The sequence below is a fragment of the Bacillus sp. RC240 genome (assembly GCF_044907945.1).
Lineage (GTDB): Bacteria > Bacillota > Bacilli > Bacillales > Bacillaceae_G > Bacillus_A > Bacillus_A mycoides.
Genome location: NZ_JBIYCT010000001.1, coordinates 957,038 through 979,134 on the forward strand (window position 1 = coordinate 957,038; position 22,097 = coordinate 979,134).

Annotated in this window: 19 protein-coding genes, 2 pseudogenes and 1 other annotated feature; of the genes and pseudogenes, 17 read left to right on the top strand and 4 right to left on the bottom strand. The window is 32.0% G+C overall.

Annotation, left to right across the window (positions count from 1 at the left end; all coding sequences use genetic code 11):
- Positions 1-77 precede the first annotated feature (77 nt).
- From ABH955_RS05050 to ABH955_RS05100, 11 genes and pseudogenes are all read left to right on the top strand, one after another.
- Complete coding sequence (locus tag ABH955_RS05050) at positions 78-1,067, top strand: zinc-binding dehydrogenase (RefSeq protein ID WP_242311433.1); 990 nt, start codon at positions 78-80, stop codon at positions 1,065-1,067.
- 273 nt (positions 1,068-1,340) lie between these two features.
- On the top strand, positions 1,341-1,940 hold the full coding sequence (locus ABH955_RS05055; RefSeq protein WP_404447714.1) for an undecaprenyl-diphosphatase: 600 nt from the start codon (positions 1,341-1,343) through the stop codon (positions 1,938-1,940).
- A gap of 224 nt (positions 1,941-2,164) precedes the next feature.
- On the top strand, positions 2,165-4,303 hold the full coding sequence (locus tag ABH955_RS05060; RefSeq protein WP_404453725.1) for a penicillin-binding protein: 2,139 nt from the start codon (positions 2,165-2,167) through the stop codon (positions 4,301-4,303).
- 191 nt (positions 4,304-4,494) lie between these two features.
- Positions 4,495-4,752 (top strand) — a binding site (T-box leader).
- 65 nt (positions 4,753-4,817) lie between these two features.
- The gene (locus tag ABH955_RS05065; protein WP_404453728.1) at positions 4,818-6,056 is read left to right on the top strand and encodes an MFS transporter; all 1,239 of its coding nucleotides are present in this window, start codon (positions 4,818-4,820) and stop codon (positions 6,054-6,056) included.
- A gap of 111 nt (positions 6,057-6,167) precedes the next feature.
- Positions 6,168-7,193, top strand: a complete 1,026-nt coding sequence (locus tag ABH955_RS05070; RefSeq protein ID WP_002085259.1) for a serine hydrolase domain-containing protein — start codon at positions 6,168-6,170, stop codon at positions 7,191-7,193.
- A 64-nt stretch (positions 7,194-7,257) separates the two neighbouring features.
- A pseudogene (locus ABH955_RS05075) lies at positions 7,258-7,365 on the top strand (GNAT family acetyltransferase); the annotation flags it as partial.
- 172 nt (positions 7,366-7,537) lie between these two features.
- Positions 7,538-8,005, top strand: a complete 468-nt coding sequence (locus ABH955_RS05080) for a CcdC protein domain-containing protein (RefSeq protein WP_404453731.1) — start codon at positions 7,538-7,540, stop codon at positions 8,003-8,005.
- 80 nt (positions 8,006-8,085) lie between these two features.
- Entirely contained in the window at positions 8,086-8,592 is a 507-nt protein-coding gene (locus ABH955_RS05085) for a DUF3189 family protein (protein WP_002085266.1), read from the top strand.
- A 195-nt stretch (positions 8,593-8,787) separates the two neighbouring features.
- Positions 8,788-9,594, top strand: a complete 807-nt coding sequence (locus tag ABH955_RS05090; RefSeq protein WP_002013192.1) for a DegV family protein — start codon at positions 8,788-8,790, stop codon at positions 9,592-9,594.
- A gap of 146 nt (positions 9,595-9,740) precedes the next feature.
- The gene (locus ABH955_RS05095; RefSeq protein ID WP_404453734.1) at positions 9,741-10,964 is read left to right on the top strand and encodes a methyltransferase domain-containing protein; all 1,224 of its coding nucleotides are present in this window, start codon (positions 9,741-9,743) and stop codon (positions 10,962-10,964) included.
- A 113-nt stretch (positions 10,965-11,077) separates the two neighbouring features.
- Positions 11,078-12,382 (top strand): MFS transporter, encoded by a 1,305-nt coding sequence (locus tag ABH955_RS05100; RefSeq protein ID WP_404453736.1) that lies wholly within the window; start codon positions 11,078-11,080, stop codon positions 12,380-12,382.
- A 205-nt stretch (positions 12,383-12,587) separates the two neighbouring features.
- Here ABH955_RS05100 and ABH955_RS05105 read toward each other — a convergent pair whose 3' ends face one another.
- Complete coding sequence (locus tag ABH955_RS05105) at positions 12,588-13,457, bottom strand: NmrA family NAD(P)-binding protein (RefSeq protein WP_404453739.1); 870 nt, start codon at positions 13,455-13,457, stop codon at positions 12,588-12,590.
- Positions 13,458-13,600: 143 nt separating this feature from the next.
- Between ABH955_RS05105 and ABH955_RS05110 the strand changes: the two genes are divergently transcribed.
- Entirely contained in the window at positions 13,601-13,984 is a 384-nt protein-coding gene (locus ABH955_RS05110; protein WP_002085280.1) for a winged helix-turn-helix transcriptional regulator, read from the top strand.
- A 91-nt stretch (positions 13,985-14,075) separates the two neighbouring features.
- Here the strand turns inward: ABH955_RS05110 and ABH955_RS05115 are convergent, their stop codons facing one another.
- Positions 14,076-14,774: a hypothetical protein gene (locus tag ABH955_RS05115; RefSeq protein ID WP_002085281.1), complete on the bottom strand. Its 699-nt coding sequence runs from the start codon at positions 14,772-14,774 to the stop codon at positions 14,076-14,078.
- 507 nt (positions 14,775-15,281) lie between these two features.
- Between ABH955_RS05115 and ABH955_RS05120 the strand changes: the two genes are divergently transcribed.
- Together ABH955_RS05120 and ABH955_RS05125 are read left to right on the top strand one after the other, a co-directional pair.
- Positions 15,282-16,082 carry a GNAT family N-acetyltransferase gene (locus ABH955_RS05120; protein WP_404453742.1) on the top strand — a complete coding sequence of 267 codons (801 nt, stop codon included), beginning with the start codon at positions 15,282-15,284 and terminating at the stop codon, positions 16,080-16,082.
- A 46-nt stretch (positions 16,083-16,128) separates the two neighbouring features.
- Positions 16,129-17,004, top strand: a complete 876-nt coding sequence (locus ABH955_RS05125; RefSeq protein WP_404453745.1) for a glycerophosphodiester phosphodiesterase — start codon at positions 16,129-16,131, stop codon at positions 17,002-17,004.
- 103 nt (positions 17,005-17,107) lie between these two features.
- Here ABH955_RS05125 and ABH955_RS05130 read toward each other — a convergent pair whose 3' ends face one another.
- Entirely contained in the window at positions 17,108-17,575 is a 468-nt protein-coding gene (locus ABH955_RS05130; protein ID WP_002085290.1) for a DUF2306 domain-containing protein, read from the bottom strand.
- A gap of 175 nt (positions 17,576-17,750) precedes the next feature.
- Here ABH955_RS05130 and ABH955_RS05135 point away from each other — a divergent pair.
- A pseudogene (locus ABH955_RS05135) lies at positions 17,751-18,280 on the top strand (DUF4269 domain-containing protein).
- A gap of 45 nt (positions 18,281-18,325) precedes the next feature.
- Here the strand turns inward: ABH955_RS05135 and pdxR are convergent.
- A complete protein-coding gene (gene pdxR / locus ABH955_RS05140; protein ID WP_002165703.1) occupies positions 18,326-19,759 on the bottom strand; it encodes a MocR-like pyridoxine biosynthesis transcription factor PdxR in 1,434 nt (477 codons plus the stop codon).
- A 152-nt stretch (positions 19,760-19,911) separates the two neighbouring features.
- Between pdxR and ABH955_RS05145 the strand changes: the two genes are divergently transcribed.
- Together ABH955_RS05145 and ABH955_RS05150 are read left to right on the top strand one after the other, a co-directional pair.
- Entirely contained in the window at positions 19,912-20,823 is a 912-nt protein-coding gene (locus ABH955_RS05145) for a DMT family transporter (protein WP_113936386.1), read from the top strand.
- 283 nt (positions 20,824-21,106) lie between these two features.
- Positions 21,107-22,030 carry a nucleoside hydrolase gene (locus tag ABH955_RS05150; RefSeq protein WP_113936387.1) on the top strand — a complete coding sequence of 308 codons (924 nt, stop codon included), beginning with the start codon at positions 21,107-21,109 and terminating at the stop codon, positions 22,028-22,030.
- The last annotated feature ends 67 nt before the right edge of the window (positions 22,031-22,097 follow it).

Here is a 22,097-nt window from a genome sequence, read left to right on the forward strand (position 1 = left end):
TTTGATGCTTAGTAATCAAATTATTTTATTTATTTCGATATTTAAAGTACATTGAAAGGATTAAGGGGGAATAATTAATGAAAGCTATTGTACATCAACATAAAAAAGGATTAGAAGGTTTAGAATATAAATTATCACCGGAGATAACTCCTAATGTGGGGGAAGTTAAAGTGAAATTAAGAGCAGCAGGTTTAAATCATCGTGATTTATTTATAATGAATAATAGAAAAGAAATGGAACTACCATTAGTTTTAGGGTCAGATGGTGCAGGTATTGTTATAGAACTAGGAGAAGGAGTTTCAAATATTTCACTACATACCGAGGTTATTATTAACCCTAGTATTGGATGGAATAATACTCATGAAATACCAGAGTTACCTGAAGTACTAGGTGGACCAGCCGATGGAACGTTTGCTGAATATGTTATTGTACCAGCAGAAAATGTAGTGGAAAAGCCATCATATCTTACGTGGGAAGAATCTGGCGTTTTATCTTTATCGGCATTAACTGCATATAGAGCGCTTTTTACAAAAGGTAGATTAAAACCTGAAGAACATGTCCTAATTCCGGGAATCGGCGGTGGTGTAGCTACTTATGCTATGTTATTTGCTAAAGCAATTGGAGCAAAGGTGAGTGTTACTTCAAGGATAGAGGACAAAAGAAAGGCTGCTGAAAAATATGGAGCAGACTTTTCTTTTAATAGTTCTGGTAATTGGGACGAGTGCCTACATGGAGAAAAAGTGGATTTAATTATAGATAGTATAGGTCCGGCGACTTTCTTAAAATATTTTGATATATTAAAACCAAATGGAAGAATCGTTAACTTTGGTGCAAGTTCAGGAGATAAAATCGAATTACCGTTACGAGCATTATTTTATAATCAAATCGATATTATGGGAACATCAATGGGGAGCAGTGAAGAGTTTAATGCGATGATTCATTTTATAGAGGAACATAATATTAAACCAATCATTGATAAAGTATATCCATTAGAAGAAGCAATTCAAGCTTTAAATCGAATGCAGCAAGGAGAACAATTCGGTAATATTGCCCTTCGTATGGAATAAAAATATGATTTCAGAGAAATTATATTTAAATGAACATGTTAAGTATTATATTCATGCATAAAGTGTTTACCATACTATTTAAAATGTTTTACAAGCTGTATACATACTTAGCTCTTGTAAATAGTTACACGATTGTCAAATGAATAGTAATAAAATGAGAATTAGATGAGAAAAGTTTAAGCCCATTTTCATATTGATGTTGTATACTGTGTAAATCAAGAACACTTGTATCTTTATTTAAAGTACAATGAGTAATAATAAGGAGAGAGTAATATGAATTACACAGTATTTCAATGGATTAATAACTTTGCTGGATCATCCAAGCTATTAGATACGCTAATGATCGCTATTACAAATAGTGTTCCATATGTAGCTATTCTATTCATGCTTATCCTATGGTTCAATAATGGAAAGAAAGAGAATGCAATTAGAAAACAATATACAGTGTTATATACGACACTTTCAGTTAGTATTGCATTATTAGTAAATGTTCTTATACATGCGGTATATTACCATCCGCGTCCTTTTATAACACATCATGTAAATCAATTAGTACCGCATGCAGCAGATTCATCATTTGTAAGTGATCATTCTGTACTCGTATTTTCGATTGCTTTCGTATTTATTCTAAGAGGAGAAAAACTTAAATATATCGCGTTAATATGGGCAATATTAGTCGGTGTATCACGCATGTACGTAGGCGTTCATTATCCTCTAGATATACTTGGTGCTGCGTTCTTAACATTTATTACAAGTGGATTAGTGATGCAAAGCGCACGTATATTTGAACCGTTAGCAAGTTTTATTTTCAAAATGTATGCACTAGTAGCAAAACGCGTTCCTTTTTTAGCGAAATATAACCACAGAGCGTAAACTTAAGAACCTACCAAAAAGTAGGTTCTTTTTATTTGAAGATTCGAAAAATTTCACTCACCGTATTTTATATTTAAAAACATAAACGATCAGAAACAAATAGCAACTTAGATTGTTTTCTTATCGTTTTAGAGGAATTCACTGAAAAAACTACGAAAAATATAGTATCTAAAATAAAAAAGTGCATCTTCGCATTAATGCATTGTAAAGGAAAGGAGATTAGTATGCATAAACTTCAAACGAATAAAAGCGCTCGATATATGATGATTGCTTTTATTGTTTTGTTTCTTACTATGCTTTTACGCATATTTTATATTCAAGCGGTAGGAGTCGTGCATAATGTTAATGTAAAGGATCTTGCGAAGGAACAACAAAACAAAAATGGAGTTTTAGAGGCAAATCGCGGGACAATTTATGATCAAAACGGTAAAGTATTAGTCCAAGACTCAACGACATATCGCATCGTTGTAAACCTAAAAGGAAAAGATAAATTAAAAGATAAAGAAGATACCGCACAACGTTTAGCAGATGCGCTTGAAGTTGATAAAGAGGAGATCATGAAAAATTTTCACGAAGGACGTACGCAAGTTGAAATTGGTAAAATTGGACGGAATTTACCTAGAGAAGTGAAGGAGGAAATAAAAAAATTAAAAATACCAGGGGTGTCATTTACGACAGAAAAAGCAAGAGTATATCCAAACGAAGACTTTGCATCATATATCCTAGGTTTTGCTAGGCCAGATGAAAAAGGAAATGCAGAAGGTAAGTTTGGACTCGAACAAAGTCTTGATAAATATTTGCGCTCTACAAACGGAAATGTAAAATATGTAGGTTCACGAAATGGTATCCCACTTACAAATGATATAGGAAAAATAGAACCTGCTAAAAATGGAAATAACGTATACCTTACGCTTGATAAACAAATTAATAGTTTTTTAGAAGATGCAATGAACAAAGCGGAGCAACACTATGACCCTTCTATGTTAGTAGGAATTATTGCAGATCCAAAAACAGGTAAGATTTTAGCAATGTCTAGTAAGCCTAGTTATAATCCTAACAAGGGAGACATTGAATATTTTTTAAACGATCCAATTGCGAATGCATTCGAACCAGGGTCTACAATGAAAGTTTTTACATTAGCTGCTGCAATTAATGAAGGTGTATATAACGGGAAAGAATATTTCCAATCAGGAAAATACGCAGTTGGTTCAGCAGAGATTAAAGATCATAATGGCGGCTATGGATGGGGCTCAATTACATTTGATGAAGGGTTTGAAAGGTCATCGAACGTTGCTTTTTCTATTTTAGAAGACCAGTTACTGAAACCAAATAAATTCAAGCAATATATGAATAAATTTGGTTTCAATCAAAAAACAGGGATAGATTTACCTGGAGAAAGTAAAAATACATTATTGTTAAATACTCAAATTCAACAAGTTACTACATCTTTCGGCCAAGGCTCAACTGTAACTCCTATTCAAATCGTACAAGCGGCCACAGCTATAGCAAATGACGGGAAAATGATGCAACCTTATATTGTTGATAAGGTTGTAAATCCAACAAATAAACAAGTTATTATGGAAAATCAACCTAAAGAAATAGGGAATCCGATTAAAAAAGAAACCGCAGATAAGGTAAGGAACTTAATGGAGCGTGTTATAACATCATCTAAAGGAACGGGAACGATGTATAAAATTGATGGTTATCCGATTGGTGGTAAAACAGGGACAGCGCAAATTCCGAATCCTGAAAATGGACGATATATGGAAGGGAAAGATAATTATATTTTTTCATTCTTAGGAATGGCTCCAATTGATGATCCGCAATTAGTCGTATATTTAGCCATTAAGCAACCTAAATTAAAGGGGAATGAATACGGTGCTCAGCCTCTTGCTGAAATTTTTAAACCAGTTATGAAAAATAGTCTAGAATATTTAAAAGTGAAACCATATACAGAAAAGCAAATGGCAGATGCAACAAAGCAATCTGAAATAAAAGTACAAAATTATGTAAATCAAACAATGGATACCGTAAAAAATATTGCAGAAAAAGAGAAACTTCAGCCGGTATTATTAGGAGAAGGAAAGATAATAAAACAATATCCACAGACTGGCGAGGTAATGAGTGAAGGAGATCGCATATTTCTAGTAGGAAGTAATGTGAAAATGCCTAACCTAAAAGGTTGGTCAATGCGTGATGTTATGTATTTCTCTAAGTTGTTGAAATTAGATTTAAAAACAACAGGTACAGGGTATGTAACGAGTCAAAGCATTGAAAAGGAACAATATATACAAGAAGGTGATACTTTAAAACTAGATTTGGAACCGTCTCTAGAACCATTAGCAGAAGCGAGTACAAATTAATATCGAATTTTGTAAGAGTCTATAGTATAATAGGCTCTTTTTGTTAGAGTTACAAGCAATTTCACGCACCATATTTTTTAATAAATAAAAAATCAAGTTACAAAATTATAAAGGATGCTCACTTTTTAAAAAAACTGATTATTCTTTTTAATTATTTACAATATAAAACCTATGTGATAATATGGAAAAAACCAAATGCAGTGAAGAGAAGAGTAAATAAAATGAATTTTTCACAGAGAGCTCCATTTAGCTGAAAAGGAGCAAAAATTCTTTATTGAATCAAGTCTCTGAGCAGCACATCGGAACCTTTTAAAAGTGGATGGTGTGACGGGAGCTCCCGTTATAGAGCTAAGGTATAAGCATGAAAATAGTGCAGTACCTGATAAGGTTAATATGGCGACATATTAACAAACTAGGGTGGCACCGCGATGATAAATCTCGTCCCTAAGACTTTAAGTCTTGGGGGTGGGATTTTTTTATTGTTTTAAAACAATTTAGAAAGCGGGTGCCTAAAGTGAAAAAATTACTTAAAGATTGGAAATATCCTTTATTACTATTGTCCGGAGTTGGTATTGCGAATTTAGGTGCATGGATTTATTTAATCGCACTGAATGTACTTGTCTATAATATGGGTGGCTCAGCCTTAGCTGTCGCTACTTTATATATGATAAAACCATTAGCCACTTTATTTACAAACGCTTGGTCAGGAAGTATGATAGATCGTTTAAATAAACGAAAGTTAATGATTCACCTCGATATATATCGAGTAGTATTTATCGCTATTTTACCCTTGGTTCCATCCCTTTGGATTGTCTATCTCTTAGTATTTTTTATAAGCATGGCCAGTGCGATTTATGAACCAACTGCTATGACATATATGACGAAATTAATTCCAGTAGAGCAAAGACAACGTTTCAACTCACTACGTAGTTTAATAGGATCTGGTGCATTTTTAATCGGTCCAGCAGTAGCGGGGATATTATTAATTGCTGGTACACCAGAGTTTGCTATATATATGAATGCTATAGCATTTTTGCTATCAGGGTTCATTACATTACTTTTACCTAATCTTGATAAAAAAGACGATTTTAATACATCCAATGATAAATTGTCACTAACTGTATTAAAGAAAGATAGGAACATAGTTTTAAATTTCAGCAAAAAATCTGTGTATATAGTATGTGTTTATTTCCTATTCCAAGGAATGATGGTTTTAGCTACCGCTATAGATTCACTTGAACTATCGTTTGCGAAAGAAGTTTTATTGTTAACAGATAGTGAGTATGGCTTTTTAGTTAGTACCGCTGGTGCGGGTTTTATTTTAGGAGCAATAACAAATACAATTTTATCAAAAAAATTAGCACCTTCATTTCTAATTGGGATAGGATCATTATTCATTGCAATCGGATATTTGATTTATGCTTTTTCAAATGAGTTTTTAATGGCTGCTATCGGATTCTTTGTTTTATCTTTCTCTATGGCATATGCAAATACAGGATTTTACACATTTTATCAAAATAACGTTCCGGTTCATATGATGGGACGAATCGGGAGTATATACGGGCTCGTTATAGCTGTTTTAACAATTTTTATAACGATTCTGTTCGGCGTTGCAACTCAATTCACTTCTATACAACTTGTAGTCATTGTAGGAGTATTGGTAATGCTACTTATTACTATCATATTGTGCGTGTTTACTTTATTACCATCGCAGTCTAAGGTATATTCCGCTGAATCAATAAATTCGAAATAGTTCCCTTGGTTTTTATTTGAAACTTAGGGGGTTGAATAGGAGGTTTCTTTCCCCTATATATGGAAAAATAATAAGGGGAAAGAACAATACCAATAAACAAGGGTGGTTATTATGATAAAAACAAAAGATCAAATAGAGAAAATTGTAAAAGAAATACATCAGAATATAGATTTTTCTGGGGTAGTCTTAATAAAAAAAGATGATGATATTATTTATGAAAATTCATTTGGATATGCTAACCGAAGTGAATGTATAAACAATACACTACAAACAAGATTTGGAATTGCCTCAGGATGCAAATTATTCACTGCTATCAGTATCTGTCAACTTGTTGAAAGAGGTGTAATTACTTTTCATACAAAGTTAAAAGATTGTCTACATATTAAATTTCCAAACTTTAATGAAGATATTACAGTACATCAACTTTTAACGCATAGTTCAGGTATTCCAGATTATTTTGATGAAAGTATCATGGATAACTTTGAAGACCTTTGGAAACAAACTCCTATGTATCTATTAAAAAGTTTAAAAGACTTTTTACCATTATTCCAAAACAGTAATATGATGTTTACACCAGGAAGTAAGTTTTACTATAACAATGCAGGTTTTATTATACTTGGATTAATTATAGAACAGCAGACAGGACTTGAATTTACGGAATATATAGAAAGAAACATATTTGTTCCAGTTGGTATGAATGATTCAGGCTATTTCTCTTTAGATAATTTACCAAAACATACAGCTCTCGGATATATAAAGGATGGAAATAGTCAAAAATGGAGAACAAATGCATACTCTATACCCATAAAAGGAGGTTCTGATGGTGGTGCTTATATTACTGCACCAGACATGGTGAAATTTTGGGAAGCTCTATTTAACAACGAAATATTAAGCCACGAATATACGAAGTTACTTTTAACTCCTCATATTTTAGTGAATAATAGCCAGTCTTACGGCTATGGAATATGGATTGAAAAAAGACAAGGAAATATTTTTAAATATCATGTAATGGGATATGATCCAGGCGTGAGTTTTCGCTCGGCCGTATACCCGGAATTAGGAATTACATTAGTTATTCCATCAAATAAAGGGGCAGGACCTGAAAAACTAATGGTAGAAATAGAAGGAGCGTTTTAATTACATGGATATAAAAATTAGAGCATATAAAAAAGAAGACGAAATAGGCTAGGTACGTTGCCGTGTGTTATCTTTTTTAGATACAGCATATTATGACAATGTACTTAGAGGGAAAGAAAAATATGAAAATCCCGCAATTGAACTAGTTGCTATACATGAAGAACAAGTAGTAGAAGACGTACGAGTAAAAAGTACGTCTTTTTACTTTTATAAATAATGCTTAAGGCTGATGGGAAATCACATTCCATATTATACAAATTAAAGTAGCTATCGTATTTCAAGTATGGTATGAACAGAGACGAATATAATTTTCAAAGGTAAACAAGTATATAGGAGGACTCTAAATGGATATTCTATTTGTTATTCTACTTGTTATTCTTATAATTGTATTAATGCAAGGTAAGGAATACAAAGTGAATATTAATCGTATTTGGCTCATTCCGGCTTTGCTGTGCTTTGTAACAATCCAGTCCATTATTCATATGGGACAATTAAATATATTGCACATACTACTATTCGTTGCAATGTTTGGAATTGGATTGGCACTTGGGATTATTAGGGGGAAAGCTTTAACATTTCGGTTAGATAGTGAAACGGGTCATGTATTACGAAAAGGAAATTGGTTAAGTACAATTATTCTCCTTGTTATTTTAGGTGCGAAAATCGTGATTAAGCAAAGTATGTTTTCTGGCAGTACGCACTCCACATTAATGGTTGTAACGAATGCCTTCCTCTGTATCACATTAGGTACAGTAATTAGTAGACGATATTATATTTGGAAAAAATATAATGAATTAACACAAAGAGTATAAAAAAAATCATCCCTTGTTTAACAATCTTTTGAATGGTGATACTAATTAACATTGAACTTTTTATAATAAGGGATGATATTATGATTTTTATCTACACAGATTTCGGCGGAACGCATACAACCTCGCTAGCTGCAGCTTATCATTTAAATAAATTACCAACTGATCGGAAGTTAACGAAAGAAGAAATTTTAAATGTGGAGTACTTTAATAAATTGAAAACAGAAGATATGGGGAAAATTATTTTTCATGGACAAGATGAATATGGGAATCCCGTATATACAATTGGATGCGGGGCATCAAAAGTCGTTGTACCTGCGATGAAGCATTTAGGAGAGATTCTGCAAAAACATTATCAAAACCATGACAAGATTATTTTCTCTAATACATCACCAACAGTCCCATTGCCAATGACTTTAGGCGGTTTGTTTTCTAGAAGATTTCATATTGATTTTATTGGTGTACCGTTACTCGTATGGGGAGCAAAAATTTGCTGTGATAATATCCAGCGACTTGTCAGTTATACGAAAGAAGCGGGGCGAATGACGAATGATTATGTTGTTATTTTAGATAACGAAACATTTAAGTAATTTAATGTTAAAAGAAAGCCGGAAAATTTTGTGGTTTTCTTTTTTTGATAAATAGACAAAAAACATTCACATTTATTATACATCTACTATAGCCAAAATAATAAAGTCCTGTTACTATTACAGGGGATATTCTCTTTTCGTAAGATAAATATATAGAAAAGTCAGAAAAGAGGAACAGAATAAGGGAGGAACAACATGAAGCGTGTTGCTTGGTTTACTGATAGTACAACTGCGAGTTTTACAACAGATGGTGATAACTTTGTTATCCCAATTGAAGTTATTATCGATGGAGTGTCTTATAAGGATTGTGAAGAAGGAGTTCATAAACGTCTTTATGAAGCGTTAAATGATGGAAGAACAGTTACTACTTCGCAACCTAATATAGGGGAAATGGTAGAATTATTTACTAAATGCAAAGAAGAATATGAAGAAGGCTTTGCAGTTGCTATTAGCGGAAAAGTAAGTGGGACCTATCAAAATATGAAGTTAGCTGCTGATATGGCAGGTTTCCCTTTAACTGTATTAGATAGTGAAACGACAAGTTATCCAATGGATGAACTTTTGAGAAAAGCTAAAACGTTATACAATGATGGTATGACTTTACAAGATATACATAAAACATTAGTAGATGAAAAAAGAAGGCCTTTTTATGTATTTCCAAAAAGCTTAAAAGGTTTATATGCAAGTGGTCGAGTAAAGGGAGTTCAATTTTTACTTGGAAGTTTATTAAGTGTCAACTTAATCTTAGAAGTAAAAGGCGGCGAACTTTTACTTGAAAAGAAAGTGCGTAAAATCCAAAAATGTAGAGAATACATTAAAAATGAGCTTGAAAAAGAATTACCAAAAGTACTTCATATGTTCTATGCTAACGATAAAAATGGAGCTGAAGAATGGATTTCAGATATTAAACAAGCATTCCCTGAAATGGATTTCAAGCTTTATCCATTGCCGATTTCATTTGCTGTACATGCAGGTGAAGGTACAATAGCAATTAGTTATTAAGAGGAAAACCCGTGAATGATTCGCGGGTTTTTTTATTTTTTTCTACAATTACCCTATACTAGATAATTATATATAGATGGATAAAAGGATTTCCTACTATTAGAAAAGAAGTATTTATAAACAAATACTAAAATGGTAGTGATATTATGAAAATCGGAAAGTTTGGAGAAAAAAACAATATAAGTATAGATACAATTAGACATTATATGGATCTCGGACTAATTATTCCTGAAAAAAAGGGTGGTCATTATTTTTTTGATGAGTATTGTCAAAAAGATGTAGAGCTTATATTAGAGTACAAATGGCTAGGATTTAGTTTGAATGAAATTAAAGAACTTTTTCTTTATAAAAGTTTAGCAAAATCTATAAATTATGAAAAAGATACTTTTTACCAATCTTTATTTAAATTGAAATATGAAAAGATTGAACAAGAAATACAAATTTTAGAGGAAAGAAGAGATAAATTAAAGGCAGCGTTAAATGATTTATCTATAACAACTGAGATTTCTAATTCAATTTTAGGGATAGATTTAAGGGTGCTTAATTTTCTTACATGTTTTAAGTGTAGCGGAAATTTAATTCTTCAAGATGGAATTATTAATAGTAATCAAATTACGGAGGGGAAATTAACTTGTAATTGCGGCGAAGAATATGTTATTAATTCAGGGATTTTAACAGCAGATAAATCGTTTGAAACGTCTGACAGGGCTTCTTTTGAAGATCCTATTTCAGATTATATCCATGCAACTGATTCTTCTTATTTGGAGAATATACATAGAATAGGAGAATGGGCGAAAAAGAAACTAAAACAACTAGATTTAAATGACAAGGTAATACTTGATATAGGATCGGGTCTTGGATTCTTTTTACGAAATATTTATGAAGAGCTGCCAGAGGATTGCTTATATATTGCTGTTGATCGTGATTTGAATAAACTTCTATTTTTAAAAGATGTAATTGAAAAAAGAAATTCCAAAAGAAACATTCTTTTTATTTGCGCTGATTTTTTAAGTATACCTATTCAGAACCATTCTGTTGATATTGTAATTGATCAGTCTGGTACAAGTAATTACAGTTTTGAGCATGAGGATTTTTTACTTCACGAATTAAACTATCTATTCAAACCTGATTGTTATTTATTAAGTTCATTTATTGTATTTAAAAATTTTAGCATAAATAGCCAAATTACAACTAGATTAAGAGATAATTTTACGTCTTCAAAAGTCAAGGGAGAAATCCAAAAGCTACAGTTTAATTACATAGATGAAAGAACTTCAGAATATATAGAACGAGGCGGAAAGTACGAAGATTTCTTTGTTCAAGGAGAAGAAATTTATACATATTCATTTTTCGGAAAAAGATGGGGTTAACCCCATCTTTTTAAATTTTTCTTTTAGAAGTTTTTAATAATAGCATATTGATATTGGGTTAACCCGAGAACTTACACTGTACGTAATACAAAGTTCAGCGGGAGGGAAATGTTATGGGAAGTTTACGATTACATATAGAAAATAAAAAAAGAAACCAAGAACTAAGAAATATTTGTTTATATTCAATTGCAAAAACAGTATCAATATCCGGTAGCTCTATATATAGTTTCGCATTAGGATTATATGTTTTACAAATAACCGGATCTGCGTTAAATTTTGCGATTACGCTCATTTTAGGAACGATTCCAATGATTGTTATGAATCCATTTGCCGGTGTAATTGCTGATAAGGTTGATAAAAAGAAACTGGTTATTTGTATGGATTTACTAAGTGGTTGCTTATTAATAACTGTTTATATATTAAGCAGCTATTATGGATTAAACTTATTCATCATTTATACTACTACCTTTCTTATGACGGTATTTACAACATTCTTTGGAATAGGGTTAGAAGCGGCAAAACCAAATATCGTCTCTAAAGAGAGGTTAATGAGTATTAACTCTATAAGTAAAATTATCGATTCTGTATCTTTAATTCTCGGTCCTATGTTAGGTGGCATCGTTTTTGCTGTATTAGATATAAAAACTTTTATAATTATAAATGGTATTTCATTTATTCTTTCGGGCATATCCATATTGTTTATTCACTTTAAATTGTTCGAGTACAACATAAATGATGGATGTTCAAAAAGAGAAATTAATTTTATTAAAGATATAAAAGAGGGGTTTTCTTACTTAATTGAAAAGGAAAGCTTAAAGAATACGTTTAGTATTTTAACTTCACTTAATTTCTTCCTAGGTTTTGCTGTAACTGTTCCATTGCCATATATTATAAACACGGTTCTCAATCTAAGTTCTAAGCAATTTGGTATGATTCAAGGGACTTTTCCTGTAGGGATGATAATTGGTGCAATTTTAGTAAAAAAGATAACTAATCGTTTTTCTTACTCTTATCTTTTGAAAAAGCTAAGTTCAATGTTGGCAGTTTTTATGATTATTTCAGGAATTCCAGTTCTATTCAAAAGTTTTGAAGTAAATGATTTTGTATACGTTATTACGTATTGTGTTGTTATGTTCTTTTTAGGGCTAATAATAGCGTTAATTGATATTCCTTTAATTTATTTCACGCAAAAAGAGATTCCTGATGAATATAGGGGGAGAGTACTCAGTATTGGATTAAGTATAGGTAAAATGATGCAGCCAATAGCATTGGCATTATCAGGATTATTATTAAATTATATCCCTGCTTACACGCTTCCAATTACAGGAGGGATAGTATTTCTTATTTTGAATAAGGCTTATTCAAATAAGTTGAACTTAGAAATTCATTCAAAAGATTATAGTGTTTTGCGTAGCTAAGTAAATTTGTTAAGTAACAAAAAGATGTTTATTTTGCAATAGAGTCCTTTAAAAAATAATAATGTTGTTTAAAAATCCTTCTTTAACTAAAGTGATAGATGGTCGAAGTAAAGGCAGTAATAAAGAAGTGCCATTCCTAATGTGGACTGGCACTTTGTAAGATACAAAATTTATTATTTGATCTCGGCTGTAGAATTTGATTTATCTATTTTGTATTTACTAATAAATGTGTTAATGCTTGCTTTAATGGTGTAGCCTGACGTTCTAATAAGAAATTTAAATGGGTATGTGTTGATTCTAATCCTCCTTCACGAATCCCTTTTTGAGTCATTACTAACATTGGAAGGTAGGCTTCAGGTACTCCAGCACCTTTTAACATTTCTTCATAAGAAGAGTCATCTACTTCTAATAAAGGAATTTCTTTACCTAATACTTCACTTAATGTATCAACAAATTGCTGTTGTTTTAAATTTTCACCAGAAAGTTCATAAATCTTATTTTTGTGACCATCAGCTACCAAAACATTCGCTGTTGCTTCAGCTAAATCCGGACGATATACCCAACCGATTTTCCCTTCTCCTGCAGAAGTCACCCAAGGGGCACCAGCCATACAGCTTTGAATTGTACCAAGTTCATTTTCTACATACCAGTTGTTACGCAGAATCACATAAGGAATACCTGATTCAATAATTGCTACTTCACGTGCTCTATGCATGCCCGCTAGGAAAAAGTCATTTCCTTCTGCTCTTGTAACACTTGGATAAATAATTTGTTTTACACCTGTTACTTTGGCAGCTTCTACTGCATTTGTATGCTGACGTATAACTGTATCAAAGTCACCAAATGTTGACATGATGAATAAATGCTCAACATCTTTGAATGCTGAAAACAAGGTTTCTAGATTTTCAAAATCCGTTACACGTACTTCTAAGCCTTGTTCCTTATAGCTAAGTGCTTTTTCAGACTTGTCATCACGTACCCCAACAATTATTTCTTCAATTGATAATCTGGTAAGTAAATACTCAACAATTTTAGAACCTAAATTTCCGTTTGCACCTGTTACTAAAACTTTCATACAATCTCCTCCGTTACATACAGCGTTATTTTTGATTTTTGTATACATTACATATACTATTTCTTAAGAAGGATTTATGTAAGTAGGCACAATTTAATAACATAGTCATAAAAATAGTACTTAGCGAAAAAGGAGATTTTATTATGGCACGTTTTAGTTATCAAGATGAATCGGTTTCTGAAGAAACACAGCAAGAAATTTGTCCATTAACAGTTACCCAAAATGCAATTGCAGGAAGATGGAAAATCGTGATTTTGTGGCATTTAAGCAAAAATGAAATTATTAGGTTTAATGAATTATTGAGGATGTTACCTGGCATCTCAAAAGGAATCTTAACTAGACAATTAAGAGAGCTTGAAGAGGACGAGCTAGTACACAGAGAAGTTTATAAAGTTGTTCCACCAAAGGTAGAATATTCTTTAACAGAGCAGGGGGAAAAGTTTATACCTGTATTAGAAGCAATGCAAGCTTGGGGTAAAGATTTACTAAATAAAAAAATAGAGATGTATGAAAAGCGTCAGGACTAATAAATTATTAATACCTTCCTATTACCAATAGGAAGGTATTAAGTTCAAATTAAATACTGAACAATTTATTAATGTAAGTTGTACTGGAAAACTATCGTAATTCGGCTGTCTTTCTAATAACTATTTTATCAATATCATCTTCTTCATCACCAATAAATAATCCGCGCTCTTTTAAATATGTTTCGAAGTATAAATCTGCTTCTGCACGTTCATCATATGGCTTTACAGATAGAACGAAACCTAATTTATTTTGCTCCTCTAAATGAGAAGTGGAGATGTAAGCCGGTACATTGTGGCGTAAAAAGAGCTCTTTAACCGGAATAATCATATCTTTCATTAATTTCGTTAGCATACCCATTTCAAACTCAAAATTAAAGCGATCTATACTAGATAAATCCGCGAATACTACACCAATAAAACCTGTATTAAATACTTCTTGATATTCAATGTCTTCGTCACCATAAAAATTCTTTTCGATCAAATAATTTATAAAATAAGAAACACCATCACTTTGTTCAAAAGGTTTTGTTGAAAGAACGAAGCCAATTTTCTGTTGTTTATGTAAATACACACATGACATGTATGCAGCGATATTATGTTCTTTAAATAATGCACTCGTTGCTCCAGATAGACCATCTAGTACGTGATGAACAATTTGAAGTTTTTTACGAGCGAAATAATAGGATTTCTTTTGTAACTCCAATGTATCAATAAAGACAGAGCCGATAAAGCCTGTATTTGAAATAATAGGTGTTTGCTTTTTTCTTCCTCTGCGCTTTGCTTGAGTCATTGTTAAAATCATCCCTTCATGTACAATTAAAATAAAAAGAACGTTTGTTCGTATATTTATATTTTACTATTAAAACGCTCTAAAGTAAAGGGTTTTTGATGAAAAAACAACAAAAAAGACACCTGTAAAAGGTGTCTTAAACGCTGTAGGGAAGAGGGTTCATCCCAACTATTTATATTATGATACAGAAACAATCTCTTCTGTATCTTCTACATCTAAATGACAGTCCATAGTACGGACATCTTGATCCTCATGACTTCCGAAATAAATAGTAATTTTCATATGTATCGCTCCTTTATTCTAGGAATACCTAAAATAATTACTAGTAATGTTAATATTTATTATATACCACTTTTTTCATTCCGACAACGTTATATCATTTTTAATTCTTTTAGGGCGCATAGAGTGATTTATAGAGATATTTTTATAGAAATAGGTACATTTCTTATATGTTATATTTAATACTGAAGGATTCGAATACGAATTTTTATGAAAGGAGCAAAATTAATGAATTATAAACAGTTACTAATAGACAATTTCACATATAAAACCTCATATATTGCGCGGCAGGTAAATGGAATGGATGTAAAAGAAACGAAGGATTACATTACTATCGACTGCGGATTACCTGCAGATACATTTAATATTATTACACTACTAAATAGTAATGTAACGGAAGGGATTGAGAAATTATATAAGGAGGTAGAATGCTATAATCAAAAGAAATTTCCAATGAGTGTTTGGTTTTGGGATGATAAACAAGAACAGACTATAAAAAGCGAATTAATCAAACTTGGTTTAAAAGAAGCAGAACAGAATATCGCGATGGTAGCAGACTTAAGAAAAATTCATCCAATAATAGACATTCCAGTAGGTTTTACAATACAAAAAGCAACATCGCCAGAACAAATACAACAATTTGGCGAAACGTTAGCGGCTTTATTCGGTACATCAGCAGAAGGTACTCACGTTCAAGCATACTATAATCAAATTTCTTCTTTAGATGTATGGAATAGCGATGACATGAAACTATACTTAGGTCTTTATAAAGGTGAGGTAGTATCTGTTGGCTCTTTAGTATGTACGAAAGATAGTGTCGGTATTTATGATATAGCGACTAAAGAAGAAATGAGAGGAAAAGGTTTTGGCTCTACTATGTTTAATTTCCTGCTGCAAGAAGCAAAACAATTAAAAAATATGTACTGCGTACTACAAGCTTCACCTGATGGAATTAACATTTATGAAAAATCTGGGTTTAAAGCTGTAGGACAAATGACTGTTTTTGAAAACCAGCATTTATTTGGATAATTAATCCAAATAAAATCGCTTTAAATATAGGAGTTAACATACCGTTATGAAAAAAATATCTCTAATTACACTCATATGCTTCTTTATGGTAATAAGCATCTTTGTTTTTCAGCAAATAAATGAACATAAATACATTAAAGCTACTAATACATTAAATCATATAAAAAACATTGCACATAGAGGTGCATCTGCATATGCACCAGAACATACAATAGAAGCTTACAAATTAGGACAACAATTAAAGGGAGACTATATAGAAATAGATCTTCAAATGACAAAAGACGGACGTTTAATAGCTATGCACGATGAAACATTGGATCGTACAACGAACGGTACTGGATTAGTAAGAAATCATACATTAACAGAAATAAAACAACTTGATGCAGGCAGCTTTTTCAATGAAAAATACCCCGATTTAGCAAAAGAAGAATTTAAAAATGCTAAAGTTCCAACACTAGAAGAAATTATTGAAACGTTTGGACATAATGCTAACTATTATATCGAAACAAAATCACCAGATGAATATCCTGGAATGGAAGAAAAACTATTAGAAATTATAAATCGCTACCAAATAAATGATAAGGCTATTATTCAATCATTTAGTGAAGAAAGTCTGCGAAAGATTCATAATTTAAATGCCAATATACCGTTAGTACAATTATTATCATATAAAAAAGCAGTTCAATTAACAGAACTAGAAATTGAGAATTATAAAAAATACTGCATTGGCCTAGGAATGAACTTTAAATATATTGACGCAGCCTATGTAAAAAAAATAAAGAAATATGGATTAGAAGTGCATCCATTTACAGTAGATAATGAAAAGGATATGAAAAAGTTACTTATATGGGGTGTAGACGGGATGTTTACTAATTATCCGGATCGTTTACATTCAATAAAGCCTTTAAAAAAACAGAAATAAAAAGAATCCAATAAAACTTGGATTCTTTTTATTTTCTCTTCTATGTCTTTACTACATTAAATATCATTTTTACAAAACAAACTAGAAAGTAAACAAAATGCAATTAATTTTTCCTTTGTTTTTTATATTTTCTTGATACACTGGCTACGAGAGGAATACCGATTATAGTAGGTAAGAACCAAAACCATATTGGTGGAAGTAGATTTAAAATAGGGATATACATACCAATGTTTACTAAAAGTGCGGTAACTGCACCAATATAAGAGCCTAACATACCTCTAATATGGTGTTGCAACCAATTTCTCCATCGTTTTTTTCTTGCGAGATATCCGTAAATCGCAAATGAATAGGAGATAATTGCTACATAAAATAAATATGCGATTTCATCCCACTTTATAATGGCCAATATAATTGCCGTCAGGGTTATGACAACATAAGATGCATGATATATTTCGCCCCATTCCGTATGTTTTCCTTTCTTTTTTTGAGCAACCATCGCTACAATACCAGTAATTAAACATATGGTTCCAAATAATATGTGTATGGTCAAAAGAATATTGAAAATGCTCATAAAAGTTCCTCCTTTTTTATTTTTATAGTATTGCAGTATAGGAGAAAAGTTGAAAAATATAGTTAGTTCGCCTTAATATATTGAAATAAAGGTACTCCTAGAACAAAATGAAATGATTAAATTTTTTCTCAAATTTAGTGAGATGAGTATTACGTTAAATGAAGGAGAGACTTCTATATTTACATCTATCACATACTTACAATCCGGGAACGATAAACAACAAAAAGTTTACGACGTTATGAATAAGCTAAACATAATGGCGGATTTAGCTTTATATAGTCCTGTACTTTGTGGGACAATCTCTATTAGAATTGATACCCTTCACTCTGACTTAGATATTGTAATGGAAGTACATAATTATGATGTTTTTGAACAGGAAATTAGATCTTTGTATGGTTCATATGAAGGTTTTGAAATGAAAAAGAAAAACATTAGAAATATCTTAACAATAAAGGCAACTTTTCAATTTGAAGGTTTTGAATTTGAATTATTTGGTCAACCGCAGCCAGTGCGTAACCAAAATGCATATAAACATATGATAGTGGAGCACATGCTATTAATGCAGCATCCCCATATTAGAAAAAAATCATCCAATTAAAAGAACAAGGCATAAAAACAGAACCGGCTTTTGCACAAGTATTAAAAATTGACGGAGATCCTTATGAAGAACTTATTTTATTAGGACAGGAAATGAGATTTTGGTAAATAGGGTACACATAAAAATCCTCTTTATATAAAAGAGGATTTTTATTATGCCATTAACTTACGAATTAAATTACTTAATATATAAATACCTTGAGTAATTTGTTCAGAGGAAGCATATCCATACGATAAGCGTATGCACTGATCCGATTCTTCTTCATAAATACGTCCTGGGTTTAAAAGAACTCCCTTTGATAGTGCTTCTGAAAACAGTTTTTTCATTGGAATGTTAGGTACAACCGTTAGCCATATAAAAAATCCACCACTTGGAATATCCCATGTAGCAATATCTGCACAATACTTGTCTAAAGCTTGTAACATCATTCGTCTCCGCTCTTTCAGGTGGATCCTTACGTTCGCAACGTGTTCTTCATAAAATCCTTTACTCAACCATTCTGCAGCAACTCTTTGTGATAAAGAACTTGATCCATAGTCAGTTTGCATTTTTATGTCTGACAATCTCTCAATAACAGGCTCTGGCCCGATAATCCAGCCAATTCTAAGTCCTGGGCTAAGTGTTTTAGATAGACTGCCGATATATAAAATATGTCCATGTTTATCCATCGACTTTAAAGGTAGTGGCGGTATTTCATCAATCCATAATTCACGGTAAATATCATCTTCAATGATAGGCAATTGTTCTTTTTCGCATATTTTTAGTATTTCTTTTCTTCGATCCTTGGACATTAATACACCCGTCGGATTTTGAAAACAAGGAATCGAATATAAAATATTTTTCTTTTGACTATAATTAATTCTTCTTAACAAGTCATTAGGGATAATTCCATGTTGATCCATCTGTATTCCAGAAAGGTGAATATTAGCCGATTGAAATACATGAAGAGAATATAAGTAAGAAGGTCGTTCAAGTAAAACAGTTGACTCTCTATGTAAAAGACCGATTGATATTAATTGTAATGCCTGTAATGCACCAGAGACTATTAATATAGAGCTTGGTGATGTATTTATTCCAAATGATTTTACATAATTACTTATTGCTTCACGTAAAGGGAAATATCCTTTTTGTTCTTCATATCCGAAATAATCTAGTTCCTCACATACGTTACGCATAATGAATTGCATAGTTTCTAACGGGAAAAGATGAGGTGCAAGTTCTCCTTTACTAAGATGAATCAATTTTTTATTTGCTTCTGCTTTATTTATTTCTCGTACCATTAACTTGCTTGGTTTATGAATACCAGCCTTTACATATTCACTCCAATCGGGCGGGGGATTGGTGGCTAATAATGACCATGTATTATTCGTTACAATTGTTCCTGACCCTATTTGCCCTTGAATTAAGCCATCTGCCATAAGTTCTTCTAGTGCGGTTATTACAGTACTACGATTTACATGAAATAATTTCGCCAACTGCCGCTGGCTAGGAACCTTACTTCCAATCGGCCATTCTCCGTATTCAATTTTTTCTTTCATATAGTCTATTATCTGCCGATATTTAGGCAGTTTTTTATCAGTAGACATATTAAAAACTCCCTCATTCATTTTAAAAATGCAAAGTGGTTGGTTTTTTCGAGGATTAACTGGTTGAAGACATTGTATCAACTATTAAATATGATGAAAAGAAATAATTGGTAATTAGAAAATGGCTGGTTTATTGGAGAGGGAGAGAAAATATGCATAATAAAAAATGGGATTTTCGTATTGTATGTGCTCACGCTTTTACGATTCTTATATGGGGAACAGCTTTTCCAGGAATTCGGATGGGGCTTGAAGCTTACACCCCTGAACACCTTACTTTGCTACGATTACTAATTGCTTCTTTGATTCTTCTTCTGTTTTCACTTATATACAAATTACGGTTACCTGATTTAAAAGATATTCCAGTAATTTTTATATTTGGCGCTCTAGGATTTACTATTTATCATATTGCACTAAACTACGGTGAACAGAGTGTAAATGCTGGACCTGCTAGTTTAATTGTTTCAGTAACACCTATATTAACGGCAATTCTTGCTTCTGTTTTTATGAATGAAAAAATGAAATTAAATGGTTGGATTGGTGGTGTAATTAGTTTAGTAGGAATTGCTTTTTTATCATTAAGTCAAGGAGATTCCATTCAATTGAATAGTGGGGTATTACTAATATTATTAGCGGCATTTTCAGAAAGTCTATTTTTCGTTTTTCAAAAGTCTTATTTAAAAAAGTACGGTTTCTTACCATTTACAATATATACAATTTGGTCTGGTACTGTATGTATGCTTATTTTTTTACCAGGGATTTATCAAGAAATTGTAGCAGCTCCTATAGAAATTACTTTGAGCGTTATATATTTAGGTGTGTTTCCGACAGTCCTTCCATATATTGCATTAGCGTATATTACATCTCATGCCGGGGCTTCTGAAGCAACGAGTTCTCTATATTTAACACCAGTTACTGCATGTTTTATTGCGTGGATATGGTTAGGCGAGGTGCCAACCTTTGTTTCGATAATTGGAGGGATAATTACTATACTTGGAGTTGTGATTGCTCATTTAATATTTAAAAAAGATAATTATAAGCAAATCGAGAGCGAAAAAGTATGGTAAGACATCCCTGCGAGTATTTGCAATTTGAATGCAAAATTTCGGATTAATAACAGGCTTTCAATTCTATAAATATAGTGGGGATAATCTATATTAAAATCAGTTAGTCCAATATTTGTACGAGATTTAATTAAACTGGTAGATTATTTATCTGCAAAAGAACTAGCATAATGCTAGTTCTTTTTTATCAATACATTACTCACCATTAATATTTGCTTAGAACTGTATAGATTTAAATTATTTCCACATATACATAATTATCTTACCTATGAAAGGAGTGCATTTCTTGGAGAAGGTTTTATTTTTTGGAGACCCAGGTATTGATGATTCGTTTGCAATTATGTATGGCTTACTGCATCCTGAAATTGAAATTGTTGGTATCGTAACTGGATATGGAAATGTTGGACATATACATGCCGCTCATAATGCCGCATATATTTTACAGTTAGCAAACAGACAAGATATTCCTGTAATTAGCGGGGCAACAAAGCCACTTACAAATGAAATTACAACGTATTATCCTGAAATTCATGGACCAGAAGGATTAGGACCCATACATGTACCGGAAAGTGTGTTATCTATTCCGATATACAATTTTGGTAGTATTGCTGCGATTCTTGTAAAGTATGGAAAAGATTTAACAATTGTCGATGTAGGAAGATCTACCTCGTTAGCGATTGCTTTTAATTTATGGAACGACTTGATGTTAAATATAAAAGGAATTTATTTTATGGGTGGTGTCTTTTTAGAAGCAGGGAATGTTACTCCATTAGCAGAGGCAAACGTGTACGGAGATCCTATAGCAAGTCAAATTGTATTTCAGCAAGCGAAAAATTTAACGTTATTCCCTTTAAATGTAACAAATAAAACGGTTTTAACCCCAAGTGTATTTACTTATATTTTAGTTAATACACAAAATCCATTTAAGCCGATTATGAAACCCATGTACGATTATTATTTATCAGCATACCAAAAACTCAATCCATCTATTGAAGGGCCATTATTACACGATGTACTTGCTATAAGCGGTTTAGTGAATCCTACATTTTTAAATTATACATCCCGAAAAGTGACTGTGGATATTTGCGGCGAAACGAAGGGACAAACTTTTGCTGATTTTCGCCTACACTCTAAATCTGAAGGGGCGCGTATAGCGTTACAATTAGATGAGGAAAAATTTATTCAGGATTTTATGAAAATCATGTTATAAGTTGATGTCGAAAAAGGGAATCATTTCACTCCGTTGAATATAAAAGATAAATTCTCTTTTTAAAGGA

What these genes read in the sequence shown, in the direction of transcription:
- ABH955_RS05125 (WP_404453745.1), top strand. Translation starts at nt 16,129, where the DNA reads ATGAAAAAAATATCTCTAATTACACTCATATGCTTCTTTATGGTAATA.
- ABH955_RS05110 (WP_002085280.1), top strand. Translation starts at nt 13,601, where the DNA reads ATGGCACGTTTTAGTTATCAAGATGAATCGGTTTCTGAAGAAACACAG.
- ABH955_RS05130 (WP_002085290.1), bottom strand. Translation starts at nt 17,575, where the DNA reads ATGAGCATTTTCAATATTCTTTTGACCATACACATATTATTTGGAACC.
- ABH955_RS05090 (WP_002013192.1), top strand. Translation starts at nt 8,788, where the DNA reads ATGAAGCGTGTTGCTTGGTTTACTGATAGTACAACTGCGAGTTTTACA.
- pdxR (WP_002165703.1), bottom strand. Translation starts at nt 19,759, where the DNA reads ATGTCTACTGATAAAAAACTGCCTAAATATCGGCAGATAATAGACTAT.
- ABH955_RS05060 (WP_404453725.1), top strand. Translation starts at nt 2,165, where the DNA reads ATGCATAAACTTCAAACGAATAAAAGCGCTCGATATATGATGATTGCT.
- ABH955_RS05095 (WP_404453734.1), top strand. Translation starts at nt 9,741, where the DNA reads ATGAAAATCGGAAAGTTTGGAGAAAAAAACAATATAAGTATAGATACA.
- ABH955_RS05120 (WP_404453742.1), top strand. Translation starts at nt 15,282, where the DNA reads ATGAATTATAAACAGTTACTAATAGACAATTTCACATATAAAACCTCA.
- ABH955_RS05145 (WP_113936386.1), top strand. Translation starts at nt 19,912, where the DNA reads ATGCATAATAAAAAATGGGATTTTCGTATTGTATGTGCTCACGCTTTT.
- ABH955_RS05050 (WP_242311433.1), top strand. Translation starts at nt 78, where the DNA reads ATGAAAGCTATTGTACATCAACATAAAAAAGGATTAGAAGGTTTAGAA.
- ABH955_RS05105 (WP_404453739.1), bottom strand. Translation starts at nt 13,457, where the DNA reads ATGAAAGTTTTAGTAACAGGTGCAAACGGAAATTTAGGTTCTAAAATT.
- ABH955_RS05055 (WP_404447714.1), top strand. Translation starts at nt 1,341, where the DNA reads ATGAATTACACAGTATTTCAATGGATTAATAACTTTGCTGGATCATCC.
- ABH955_RS05100 (WP_404453736.1), top strand. Translation starts at nt 11,078, where the DNA reads ATGGGAAGTTTACGATTACATATAGAAAATAAAAAAAGAAACCAAGAA.
- ABH955_RS05070 (WP_002085259.1), top strand. Translation starts at nt 6,168, where the DNA reads ATGATAAAAACAAAAGATCAAATAGAGAAAATTGTAAAAGAAATACAT.
- ABH955_RS05115 (WP_002085281.1), bottom strand. Translation starts at nt 14,774, where the DNA reads ATGACTCAAGCAAAGCGCAGAGGAAGAAAAAAGCAAACACCTATTATT.
- ABH955_RS05085 (WP_002085266.1), top strand. Translation starts at nt 8,086, where the DNA reads ATGATTTTTATCTACACAGATTTCGGCGGAACGCATACAACCTCGCTA.
- ABH955_RS05080 (WP_404453731.1), top strand. Translation starts at nt 7,538, where the DNA reads ATGGATATTCTATTTGTTATTCTACTTGTTATTCTTATAATTGTATTA.